The following is an 11,779-nucleotide window of genomic DNA, read 5'->3' as shown; positions in this document are numbered from 1 at the left end:
GCCAGAATTCTCTCTCAAGTTGGAAAAGCTTCTTGGGGCGGGCTATTGGTTTGTGCTGTGTGCTTCGTGGACGGCGTCAAGTTTTTTTGTGATTCAGAACGTAGGATCCGTGCGAAGAATTACAAACTCTTTGCAAGGCCGGTAATGGTCTTCCTCGTCATGTTTTGACGAATCTATAAGTTTAGAGCTCTATTCAAAGCGTCGCGGTTAGCGGCTGTTTTCATTTTCGCGTGTCCCGCCAGTGGGCTCGCTGCGGGAAAACCGGCGGCGCTTTGGATGGGCTGGGATGGATGCACGGCGCTGTAGAATTTCTGCCGTCGCGTGCGCATTCTTCGCATGACATCGGATTTTGCAATTTGTTAAATACCTTATTTATGAAAATCATCTATGTTTGTTTACTCGTCGTCGCGTGCGCTCCCCGCACCGATCCGCTGGAGAAGATCAGACAAGAAAACGTGGCGGTGGTGGAGCGCTACATCAAAGCCGTTCAAAGCAGAGACGCGAACGCCATGACCGAATTTCTATCGGACGACTACAAAGGATACGGTCCTTCCGTAGCCGATTCCACCAACAAGACAATGGCGGTAGAAAATTGGAAATACCTGACCGAGAACCTGTATGCGTCCATCGACTATACGCGTTCGGTAAACCTGGCCGCCGAACTAAAAGACGGCCCGCACCCCGGGAATTATGTCTCGAACTGGTGCCACCTGGTCATCAAATTCAAAGATGGCAGGGGCCCGGTGTCGCTCAACGTAAACGCCGTCTACCGGATCGAGAACGGCAAGATCACCCTCAGCCGCACCTTCTACAACGAAGCCGATGTATTGCGACAACTGGGCTATGAGTTTACGTTGGTATCACACTAAATAAAAAATCGCCATGAAAATTTTATTAACTTTAGTTACCCTGTGCGCCGCCGTGCTGTGCCAGGCGCAAGCCGACCAGCCCACGACATCGATGGCCAAGAGCCTGGGTTTGTATGTGTTTCCGAAGAACAAACAATCGGCACAAACGCAGTCGAAAGATGAATACGATTGCTACCAGTGGGCTGTCGGACAAACGGGTGTCGATCCTGTCAATCCGCCCAAGGTGGAAGCCGCCAAAGTGGATACATCGCCCGACGGCACAGCTGTAGTGGGTGCGGCCAAAGGTGCTGCTGCAGGCGTAGCGATCGGCGCCATCGCCGGCGACGCAGGCAAGGGCGCAGCCATCGGGGCCGTAGCGGGAGGACTGGCGGGACGTCGCGCCAAAAAGGTCGGCGACGCGCAGCAACAACAGAAAAACGAGCAGGCCGCGCAACAGCAAACGCAGGCATTGATGAACGACTTCAAGAAAGCTTTCTCCGCCTGCATGGAGGGCAAGTCGTATACCGTGAAATAACCGGATGTGAATAAATTTTTACTGACCTTTTTTCTGACGCTTGCCGCATGTACCCTCTCTCACGGGCAAGCCGCCATTCTTGTGATGATCTTCGGCGACAAAGTGGCCAGCGAAAATTTCAACTTCAGCCTGATCGGCGGATTTAATGTCTGCAACGTCACCAACTATCCCGGCGGCAAAGCAATACTGGGTGCCCACTTCGGTTTGGGCGCCAACATTCGCTTGGGGAAAAGCTGGTACCTGATTCCTGAATTTAAACCGTTCAGCTACAAAGGATTTCAATCCACCGAATCGCTGGTGACAGGCGACCCGGCCATCGATGAGGCCTTTCACGAGGTAAAGACCTTATGGCGGTCGAAATACATGGAGTTCCCCGTACTACTGCATTACCGGCCCACCAACCGCTGGCAATTCGGGCTGGGGCCGCAAGTCAATTTTCTTACCGGGGCGAAGCGGATCTACGAAGGATCGCCCGGCACGTTTACCAAGAACTCCGAAGACCAATTTCACGAGGTCGACTGGGGCATGGCCGTCAACGCCACCTATCGCCTGTCGACTCAACGCGACGGCAAGGGTATCAATATTCAGGCGCGCTACTACCGCGGGTTTTCGTACGTCTTGTTGAACGGTGACAACAATGTGAACAGCGTGTTCTCGCTGAGTTTGGAATTTCCGTTTATCAAAGGCAACGATGACGAAAAAAGCGAGAAAGGAAAATGAAGGGACCGCCCACCCGACACCATGCCCGCAAGCGTTAGACAAACCGAAACCAAACGCCAACTCTCCACCGGCCTTCACCGGTTGCTGCTGACCATCGCATGCCTCTTCCCACAACACCCCGCGGCAGCGCAGACCAACGAACAACTCTGGCTCGAATACTTTCTGGAGTATCCCATGGCCAACGTCTTCAACCTGGAAAACGTCGTTACCTACAGCACCCTGCTGAACACCCCGCGGTGGCGCGCGCTCGACTACGCTCCCACCCTGGAATATTCACTCACCGCTCACATCGACCTCATGGTGGGCAGCACGTTCTCCTACACCTGGCAAACCGAAGACTACAACACCTTCGAGATCCGCCCCATGGTGGGCACACGCATCCACTTCAACCCAAACCGGCGTGTTCCCATACGCTTTCTCGCCCGCCTGGAGCAACGCAATTTCCAGAACGTAGAAACCAAGGAATGGGACAAGACCCTGCGTCCCCGGTTCAGGCTGGAGTCGCTCATTCCCCTCAACGCGAAAGACGTTTTCCAGAACAAAATGTATTACCTCATCGCCGATGTAGAATACCTCTGGAAACTTCAAGACGATGTGAGTGAACGCTTCGCCAACCGCTTCCGCGCCCGGTTTGGGTTGGGCTACCGGCTCAGCTACACGTGGCGCTTCGAGTTTATTTATATGCTCCAGTTATCGCGCGAGGCGATCAGTGATGATTATAGCAGCACCGACAATATTTTCAGGATCAGGATTAAGCACTTTATCAACAAAGCGAAGCCATCGCCAGTGGTAGGTGTAGGAAATTAGAGTTCGTTTTCAATGGTGATCACATATTCCCACACATTCCATTCGCCACGGTCATCGCCAGGCCATTTTCCAGGTGCGCAACCCGGACTGACTCAAAGCCCTATCCGAAGCTACGTCGAATCTATGTCGAATCTACACTGAAGCTATGCCGAAAGTAACCCGAACCTGATTCGAACAAGATCCGAACACCATCCGAACAAAGATCCGAAGCGGGATAGCATGATGGCATGCTGGAAATTAAGGATTTAGTCCGACTCTTATCGAACATATCGCGTATGGCATGGCTCACTGGTGATACCTCTGTTATTTCAATAGCACCATCCGCTTCGTATCCACAATCTTCCCATCAGCAATAAAACCATAAACATAAATCCCCGCCTTCAACTCATTGCCGGAAATCTTAACGGTTTGCTCGCCCCTGCCCTTCACCTCGATCGACTTGAGTTGGGCACCTTCAAGATTATAGATAATGAGTTGCGCACTGCCCACGTTTTCGGCAATGAGCATCCTGATCTCCGTCTCGGATGAGAAGGGATTGGCGATGTTTTGATAAAGCACGGACTTGCTACCAACGCTTGGGTTAACATTGCCTGGTGTATTGACCTGGTTCAGCAACTCCTCGATCTGGTTTTGTTGTTCTTTTACTTTTGCGGACAGCTCTTGTACCGCTTTCACCAGTGGCACCACAAACAGATCGTAGCGAATGCTGTAGTGATCCTTGTCGTTTTGAGGTGCATCGACGCCGTCAAAGACATAGCCGCCCTTCTTCGTCAGGGCCTCAACCTCCTGGGCAACAAAGCCCGTGGTGCGTGTTGATTTTTTTCGGGCAGCTGTTCTTGCCTGTGTTACGCTGTCGGGTAAACCGATAAATTTATCCATCGCCGGAATATCGAGTGAATAACTGACGGGACGCAATTCGTTTATGAAATCCAGTCCTGAAACATCTTCCCTAACGTCTTTCTTGAAGCGACCGTCGGAAACGATAGACCAGCCGACCACACCTCCAATGCTGGTAACGTTGGCGTTGCCAACGCGGACCTGGTTGGAAGCGGTGATGGTGGCTTCGGCGCCCAGAGCCGTGCTATTTTGCACGTCTCCGATACCGGCACTCATCGTGGCCCTGTAACCGAGTCCTGTATTGTTAAATCCCGTAGTGTTGAACACCAGGGCTCCACTTCCACAGGCGGTGTTGCCGTAGCCGTTCGTGTTGAACCATAGTGTCTGGTACCCGTATCCGGTGTTGCCCCCGGCAAGGGTGTTATACAATGCTTCTGTTCCCGTGGCCGTGTTGTAACTTCCCGTCTGGCAAAGGAGCAGCGCGCGATAACCGATGGCGATGTTGTTAGACGACGAGGTCAAGCTCCATCCGCTATTTGATCCCACGAACACATTGTTCGTACCGTTGGTGTGATTCAATCCGGCATTACTGCCGACAAATGTGTTGTAGTGACCGCCCGTATTGTAATACCCGGCGTTGTATCCGACAAACGTATTGTAGTGCGCGTTCGTCGAGGACGCTCCCGTGGCGCGACCAAGAAATGTATTGCCTTCTCCCGTCGTCAGCTGGTATCCGGCATACGAACCGAGGCTGACATTCAAGGTGCCGGTCACGAGGTTGTTCGCCAAGTAGCCAATCGATGTATTCTCACTGCCTGCATTACCCGCATTCGTTCCCAGGTTCGTGTTAGTCTGTGAACGGGCAACAGTCACCAATAGAAAAAAGATCAAAGCCAAGGTCCATTTCGTTTTCATAAAGAGGGGTTTTTAAAGGTTTAGAAAAAGGATAGTCGACAACATTTAAAATACGTATAAAAAGACAGATCCTGAATACCCCCTTTCCGGTAGATGGACCCAGGGGCGAACAACTCGATCATTGATTTGATTTTTTCAGACGAAGCCTTACTTATATTGCCTGGCAATTTATGATTCACCATAACCTCCCTGCATCCGCCATGAAAGATGTTGTCACGCACAACTTCTCAAAGAATCACGTGTTCTTCTCCACGACGCGCGGAAATTATCATTACCCAACACATGAAACACCTCACCTGCTCGTGGCCAATTTCAGAGAGTCGGGCCAATATGTTTTGAACACCCGGAAGGTAACGGCGTCGGACAGTCATTTCTACATGCTGAATCCGGGCGACAAATTGGAAATCGATCTAAGAAAAAAGCACGCCCTGCAAACCTTCCTCATTGCGTTTGACCAGACCTTTGTGACGCACGTCTTTCAAACCGCCACAAGTTCTGCTGAGTCCCTATTGGATGACGGACTTGCGGGAACATCGGCCACGCTATCTGTTCCTGCTGTTCCTTTTTTGATGAATGCTCACATCAGTGATCTGCTTTATTCCACCTTGCAGTCATCTCAAGAAGATGAAATACTGGCTGAAATTTTACTCGGCTTTTTCCCAATGCTCCATGACACCCGGAACCGGTTAGAAAATCTGAAGGCCATAAAGCGTTCAACGCGCGAAGAAATTTACCGGCGAATTTTTGTAGCGGAGGAATTTATGCGTGAACACCTCTCCGAAACAATTTCCCTCGACCAGATCGCCGCCGCGGCCTGCATGAACCGATTCCATTTCCTGAAGCTCTTTAAAGAAATGAGGCACATGACACCGCATCACTTTCTGACCAGCCTGAGACTGGAACAGGCTTACCAGCAATTGAAAGCCGGAAGGTTTTCCGTCACGGAAGTCTGCTATGCCGCCGGGTTTCAAAGTCCCGCATCGTTCAGCCATCTTTTCAAAAGAAGATATGGATGCGTCCCCTCGGCATTACGGAAATAAAAAAACCAATTTTCGACAAGTCGCTCTTTCACCCCATCGCTAGTTTGGGGCATGAAAAAATTGATCACGATTTTTAGCGCAGCCACCCTGCTGGGTTCCTGCCATCAACCCCTGAAAGAGTCGGACTTCGTTTCCGAGCGAATCACAAAAAGTGCCACCATCATCCTAAACGGCCCACCCGACCAGGTCTTTCCATTGTTCGGCGCATTCGAAGAAAGGAAATGGTCCGAAGGCTGGCAACCCATCTTGATCTATCCCGAAACCGAGACCATCCAAGAGGGAACAACTTTTGCAACCCAGGGCCACGGAGAGAAAAAATTCACCTGGATCATTACCCGCTATGACCACCGCCAGTACCTCATCCAATATCTCGTCTATACCGAAAACCGTCATTGGACGATCACCATTACCTGCAGCGCACACGATGAAAACAAAACGAAAGCAACTATTACCTATGATTTCACGGGGCATAATTCGTTTGGAAACGAGATCAACCAGGTTATGCTTCTGAAAATGTATGCGAATGAATTGCGGGATTGGGAGGAGGAGATCAATCGATACAGGAGCCAGGAGCCAGGAGCTGGTGCTCGGCATTCAGTAGTCAGTAGTCAGTAGTCAGGAGTTGGTGCTCGGCATTCAGTAGTCCGTAGCCAGGGATTCACGGGTTAGGAGCTTGGATTCAAAATATGAATAGAATAGAAATAGAAATACGGTCCGGCACCTAACTACTAGTGATTCACAAATTAAATACCGACTACTAGGTACTAACTACTGACTACTGACTACTGGCTCCTGACTACTGGCTCCTGATTCTTCACGGCACGATATCTGCGCTTCCTCCACAGAACGGTCACGCGTTTTTCAACAACCTGTTTCCGTTCAGGTAGTTCTTGCTGTCAAAAAGCCTGGTTATCTATGAAAAATGACCATCAAATACTGATTGTGGACGACGATGCGGAAGAGCACCTCATTTTGCTGGACTATTTCCAGGAGAAAGGAATTGCCGATAAAGTGATCTTTGTGGAAAATGGTCAACAGGCCCTGACCTACTTCAATTCCGTGACCGAGCCTGGGGATCTGCCACGGTTGGTGGTATTGGACATGCTGATGCCTGTACTCGACGGCGCTCAAACCCTTGCGCTGATGAAACAACTGCCGCGCCTCAAAGAAATTCCGGTCATCATTCTGTCTACGTCCGAAAACGACATCGAGCGAAACAAAGCGCTGCGTTTGGGTGCCCTTGATTACCTGGTGAAACCCAGCACCGTTCAGGAGGGAAAGGATATGATCGAAAGGTTCGCAAGTTTTCTAGACAATTGAGCAATAGGGCCAGCGTGGTAGACTGGCGTGGGCAACCGTTTTCAATATTCCCAGTTTTTCGTCGCCGTCCAAGAAAAGCATATCTTGAACCATCGACTATTGACTAATAGCTACTGACTACTAGCTACTGGCTACTGGCTACTGACTACTGACTACTGACTACTGACTACTGGCTACTGGCTACTGGCTACTGGCTACTGGCTACTGGCTACTGGCTACTGGCTACTGAATTCCACAATAATCCCCTCCCTTAAAAATTATTTTCACTTTTTATAAAGATTCCCCTCCCATCCTGACATAGGGCTGTCACCAGCTGTTCGTTCCTTTACTTCAGAAACAAAACAAAACTACTTATGGAAACAACAACCCTTCAGGCACAATCCTCTGTTATCAGCATTCCGGCGTTTTTGGCCCATTGGCAGGGTCACCGCGCCCTTACACGGCGTACGATCCTCGCTTTTCCCGAGGATAAGCTTTTTACCTATTCTGTCGGGGGTATGCGGCCATTTTCGGAACTGGCTTTGGAAATGATCCAGATGGCCGGCGGTGGTATTAAGGGCATCGTTTCGGGAAAATGGGAGAACTATGAAGCCCAGAGTGAAAAATACCAGGCTTCCACGCGTGCGGAGCTCCTTGCCCTTTGGGATGCCGTGACCGAAGATTTGAACCGGTTCTGGCCTCAGGTGACCTCCGAAAGACTCCAGGAGATGGACAAAGCTTTTGGCGCCTGGGAAGGCCCCGTGTATTGGATCACGTTCTACACGGTTGACAATGAGATCCATCACCGTGCGCAGGGCTATGTGTATCTCCGTTCGCTGGGAATCGAGCCCCCGCATTTCTGGGAACGCTAAGCGCTCCTTCGACCAACCTAATCCAACCCGCCGGCTTTCCCTAGCCCGCGGGTTTTGGCGTTAGCCGTCTGCCCTTTTTATGCCGGCTCTGTCTTCCAATTTTCGATCTTTGAATTGCCCCGCAACGAGTAGTTGAGCAGCAGGGGTTTGCCTTCGTAGCGCACCAGCGCATCCTCATCCAAACTCAGCAGTTCGATGGTCCGGGTGCGGCCGAGGGTGACGATCGATTTGCCCCGGGCGGATTCGCACCACACACTCTGGGTGGTAAGATCGCTAAGATCGATGACGCAGTTGCCTTCCACGCGTTTGATCATAAGTTTCTTGCATACGCCTTTAAAAGCGATCAGGCCATCGCCGGCAATTTCCATTTCAACGGTGTTCCTGCCGCAATAGATGAGGCCCGAGAGGTTGAAGTTGCCGCGGGCTACCAGGGATACATCGCCGTAGTTTCCAATCACAATGGAGTCGTTCGTGAAGTCGCCGATGAATTCGATCCTCCGGCCTTTTTGTCTGGGTAATACTTTCGGCATACGGTTGGGGTTGGGGTTAGTGGTTGCGTTGTATGATCAAATCACGTCTCCCTATTTCCTATTTTCAACTTGTATGAAAAGAATATAGAAAAATCTTGCACCCTGTTGGAAGTAAAGAAATGACTGTCAGTAAATTGAACGACTGTCCATCACAAAAAAATATGAATGCTTTATTGCCGGTTTCTAGGCGATGGGTTGTATTTCCATGATCTTCCGGTCGAATTCTTCGTTGGGGAGGATGGATTTGTTGCGGACTTTGGTCTTGTAGGCGTAGATGGTGTTGACAGAATAGTCCATGATCCGGGCAATGTCCTCCGTGTCGGTGATGCCCATGCGGATGAGGGCAAAGATTCGCAACTCGGTGTTGAGCAGCTGGCCTTCCTTGGTGACGAACTGGTCTTCTTTGTGGAAATACGAATTGAAGGTCTTTACAAAATCGGGAAACAGTTTCAGGAACACCTTGTCAAAACTGTGGTAGAGCTCCTCCCGGTCGCGCCGGGCATTGATGTTGTTGACGATGAATTTGATGTCGTCGTACTTTTTGTGGGTTAATTTTTGGTCGACCGACCGTTTGAGCGACTCCATTTTCTCCAGATATTCGGAATTGACGGAGAACGAGTAGCCGATGTATTCCTCCTTGATCTTATTGGCTTCGGTAAGTTGCCGATTTGTCTCCTGCAGGGTGTTGTTGGCCTCCTTGATGGTGAGCTCGGCGGCCTTCAGTTTCCGGAGCTGGCGGAGGCTGACATAAGCGAACAATCCCAGCACCGCAAACAAGACCGACAACCCCACACCATAGCCCAACCAAAGCCTGCGTTGCGATTCGGATTGGTTCAACGCGGCGGATGCCACCATGGGCAAGATGGACCCGATTTCCACCATGCGTTGGCGCGCACCGTAGAATTCGGCATCATCCAAGGCCTGCCGGATAAACACATAGGCGTTTGCCACATCGCCCCGGTCATAGAGCAGCCGCGCGAGCGTATAGGTGGCGGCGGTTTCCTTGGTGGCGGCACGAACGTCGCACAAAGCGGACATCAGCAGGCAGCGGAGATTTTTTTCCGGGTCGTTCACACCGCGATAGGCGGCGGCGAGGTCATAATAGTTTACCGCCTGCCTGGGGTGGGTCAGCGTTTGGGTGCGGAAAAGTTCTTCGATGGTGTCGATCACCTTCTGGTAGTTGTGAACCTGCCCGTTTTTCACGGCCGTCACATAATAATGCAGGTAGGATTTGGCTGGACACCACAGCAGGGCCGAGTCGAAATAGCGTTGCGACAGGTTGGTGTAATAGGCGTCATACAGGTTGCCCTTGTTGTATATGTTCAGGTCGGAATAGGCTTTACCCACCAGCCAATAGTAGTTTGCCTTGGTGGTATCGTCCAGGTAGCGCGGCTCCACCACATTGAGGGAGTCGAACGTTTCTTTGAACATGCCCGACGAGTTGAGGATAAAGCTCAGTTTCACCCGGGCATAACCCAGGCGCGACTTGTCTTTGAGCTTGCCGGCGGTTTCGATGAGGCGGGTGGCGTATTTGAAGGCCGAATCGTTGATGAATACCTTGTATTGATGATAGAGCGCATTGTAGAGCTCGAATTGCTCGGGCAAGGTGAGGCGGCTCACGTGCGCCAGCGATTGGCGAAGGGTGGCAATGACATCGAGCTTGTGCTGAACGTATACTTCTTTTTGGGCGATCTCTTTTTTTAAAACGGCAATAAGGCTGTCGTTGCTTTGCGCGGAAACGTTCAGGGCAAGGCAAAAAAGCAACGCGACCAGCCAGGGACTCTTCATGGATTTTCTTGGGGCAACTGGGGAGACAAGGTAGCGCTTGGAGGACTAACCGCAAAGTTGCAAAGACGCAAAGTTAACTGCAACGGTGCTTTTGTTCGTTTGCACTTTCCCTTGCGTCTTTGCAATCTGGCGGCTGAATTCTCGTTGCGAGGAAGAACATAACGTTTTGGTGGGTTGACGGATTATTTAAAAGACTAAAGACAATTATCGATCAGGAACGCCGCTCAGAAATATAAGGCGGCAGGGTCCCATTTCTTTTTCGAGGGCTTGGAGGGCGTAGCCGGCGCGGGGGTCTTGCGCACTTTCGGGGCCACGCGCGACACCGGTTTTGCCAGTGCCATGTTCCGGTTTCCCGCGGCCCTTTTTTCGGAAGTTGATTTCTCCTTCGTTTTCATAATTATCTGGTTGTTGTTTTCTGGCAAACGATCAGGCGAAAAGCGTGGTACCCGTTCGGAAAGAGTAACGGATACCCTACGCGGGTCTATACACTAAAAGCAAAGATCATCGTTCAGCGGCTTCGAAATGGATAGCCGATACGGCCAGTTCCGACAGTTTGCTGTCGGCGGCCCGTTCTTCATCGAGGTTTTCCTGCAATAAGCTCACAGCCTTATCCAACCCCAGTGTGCTGGCAAAGGTGCGCAAGGTGCCGTAGGAAGCCATTTCATAGTGCTCCACTTTCTGAACGGCCGAGATGATGCCGGCGTCGCGCATCGCCCCGAGCTGGGTATGGCTCATGATCGCTTCTGCCTCGCGGATGAGGCCGGCCATGGCCTCGCATTTTTTGGCTTTGGGTTCCTTCCCCAACGTTGCGAAAACGCCTTCAATGCGCACGACCTGGTCTTCCGTTTCGGTGAGGTGATCCTCGAGCACCTTATACAACTCTTCGGACGTGACGTTGCGCAACAGTTTTGGCAATGCCCTGACAAGTGCCTTCTCAGCCCAATAAATGTCCTTCAATTCGTCTTCAAAAAGTCTTTCGAGTTTAGAGGTGTGATCGGAGACGGATTCCCGTTGCAAAAGAGGCATTGTCTTTTTCATATGTAAACTGGTTTTTTGGAAGCTATGGCGAAATTCATGCCTGAGAATAACGCAGGGATGAAGACCAGAAAAAAACTTTTTGCGATTGACCCTGAGGAAGAATATCAACAAGCGTATACATTATACACGATAGCCGACAATAATTATCCCTGCCAGACAAAAAGCTAGTCCTCGCCAGGCGGCTTGCGTTGGTCCGGCCACGAGCGTGCCAATCTGATGCGCATACCTCAGATGCGATTCTGGCAATGCTATGGACCAGCGAGCGTAGAGTTTTTTCCCCTGAGGGTAGAATAAACGAAACACTTCCACACCGTTGTTACGGCATTATAAGTCCGTATGAAGGGCAATCCTTGTTTTTGGTATTGGCACGATGGTTGGACTTCGATAAGCGTCGGTCTTTTACTCCCAGGAAGTAAAAAAGGAGTCGGTAACACGACATCGGAAAGCGACCTGGAGAACAGAAGCGAGAGATAATACTCAGCGGATGATAGGACTCGATGCTAAGAGGCTGCTCTCACTACATGCTAGTGACCGCAGCCTCTTTCCTTTT

General features: G+C 50.9%; 13 protein-coding genes. 8 read left to right on the top strand and 5 right to left on the bottom strand.

From position 1 onward, the window contains the following. The first annotated feature begins 374 nt into the window (after window positions 1–374). Genes D4L85_RS21675 through D4L85_RS21660 form a run of 4 tightly spaced genes read left to right on the top strand, consistent with a single transcriptional unit; the run spans window position 375 to window position 2,910 of the window. Window positions 375–869: a nuclear transport factor 2 family protein gene (locus D4L85_RS21675; protein ID WP_160143907.1), complete on the top strand. Its 495-nt coding sequence runs from the start codon at window positions 375–377 to the stop codon at window positions 867–869. Between the two features lie 13 nt (window positions 870–882). After that, on the top strand, window positions 883–1,383 hold the full coding sequence (locus D4L85_RS21670) for a glycine zipper domain-containing protein (protein ID WP_119756267.1): 501 nt from the start codon (window positions 883–885) through the stop codon (window positions 1,381–1,383). A gap of 6 nt (window positions 1,384–1,389) precedes the next feature. Further along, a complete protein-coding gene (locus D4L85_RS21665; protein ID WP_160143906.1) occupies window positions 1,390–2,103 on the top strand; it encodes a porin family protein in 714 nt (237 codons plus the stop codon). A gap of 21 nt (window positions 2,104–2,124) precedes the next feature. After that, entirely contained in the window at window positions 2,125–2,910 is a 786-nt protein-coding gene (locus tag D4L85_RS21660; protein ID WP_119756265.1) for a DUF2490 domain-containing protein, read from the top strand. 303 nt (window positions 2,911–3,213) lie between these two features. Here the strand turns inward: D4L85_RS21660 and D4L85_RS21655 are convergent, their stop codons facing one another. Next, window positions 3,214–4,662 carry a tail fiber domain-containing protein gene (locus D4L85_RS21655; protein ID WP_119756264.1) on the bottom strand — a complete coding sequence of 483 codons (1,449 nt, stop codon included), beginning with the start codon at window positions 4,660–4,662 and terminating at the stop codon, window positions 3,214–3,216. 200 nt (window positions 4,663–4,862) lie between these two features. Here D4L85_RS21655 and D4L85_RS21650 point away from each other — a divergent pair, with 200 nt between their 5' ends. From D4L85_RS21650 to D4L85_RS21635, 4 genes are all read left to right on the top strand, one after another. Then, window positions 4,863–5,702, top strand: a complete 840-nt coding sequence (locus D4L85_RS21650) for an AraC family transcriptional regulator (protein ID WP_160143905.1) — start codon at window positions 4,863–4,865, stop codon at window positions 5,700–5,702. Window positions 5,703–5,753: 51 nt separating this feature from the next. Further along, window positions 5,754–6,317, top strand: coding sequence for an SRPBCC family protein (locus D4L85_RS21645; protein ID WP_119756262.1), 564 nt, complete (start codon window positions 5,754–5,756; stop codon window positions 6,315–6,317). 300 nt (window positions 6,318–6,617) lie between these two features. Continuing rightward, entirely contained in the window at window positions 6,618–7,022 is a 405-nt protein-coding gene (locus tag D4L85_RS21640; RefSeq protein WP_119756261.1) for a response regulator, read from the top strand. Between the two features lie 353 nt (window positions 7,023–7,375). Continuing rightward, window positions 7,376–7,873, top strand: a complete 498-nt coding sequence (locus D4L85_RS21635; RefSeq protein WP_119756260.1) for a DinB family protein — start codon at window positions 7,376–7,378, stop codon at window positions 7,871–7,873. A gap of 77 nt (window positions 7,874–7,950) precedes the next feature. On the opposite strand, the gene D4L85_RS21630 is transcribed toward D4L85_RS21635, so the two are convergent. The 4 genes from D4L85_RS21630 to D4L85_RS21620 all read right to left on the bottom strand — a co-directional run bounded on the left by D4L85_RS21630 (window position 7,951) and on the right by D4L85_RS21620 (window position 11,229). Next, window positions 7,951–8,403: a hypothetical protein gene (locus D4L85_RS21630; protein WP_119756259.1), complete on the bottom strand. Its 453-nt coding sequence runs from the start codon at window positions 8,401–8,403 to the stop codon at window positions 7,951–7,953. A gap of 183 nt (window positions 8,404–8,586) precedes the next feature. After that, window positions 8,587–10,191 carry a DUF6377 domain-containing protein gene (locus tag D4L85_RS21625; RefSeq protein WP_119756258.1) on the bottom strand — a complete coding sequence of 535 codons (1,605 nt, stop codon included), beginning with the start codon at window positions 10,189–10,191 and terminating at the stop codon, window positions 8,587–8,589. Between the two features lie 224 nt (window positions 10,192–10,415). Next, the gene (locus D4L85_RS34490; protein ID WP_160143904.1) at window positions 10,416–10,586 is read right to left on the bottom strand and encodes a hypothetical protein; all 171 of its coding nucleotides are present in this window, start codon (window positions 10,584–10,586) and stop codon (window positions 10,416–10,418) included. A gap of 106 nt (window positions 10,587–10,692) precedes the next feature. Continuing rightward, complete coding sequence (locus D4L85_RS21620) at window positions 10,693–11,229, bottom strand: YciE/YciF ferroxidase family protein (protein WP_119756257.1); 537 nt, start codon at window positions 11,227–11,229, stop codon at window positions 10,693–10,695. Window positions 11,230–11,779: the final 550 nt, after the last annotated feature.

This window comes from Chryseolinea soli (assembly GCF_003589925.1).
GTDB lineage: Bacteria > Bacteroidota > Bacteroidia > Cytophagales > Cyclobacteriaceae > Chryseolinea > Chryseolinea soli.
The sequence above is the reverse complement of the archived record's forward strand: the minus strand, read 5'-3'. Positions and strand labels throughout refer to the sequence as shown.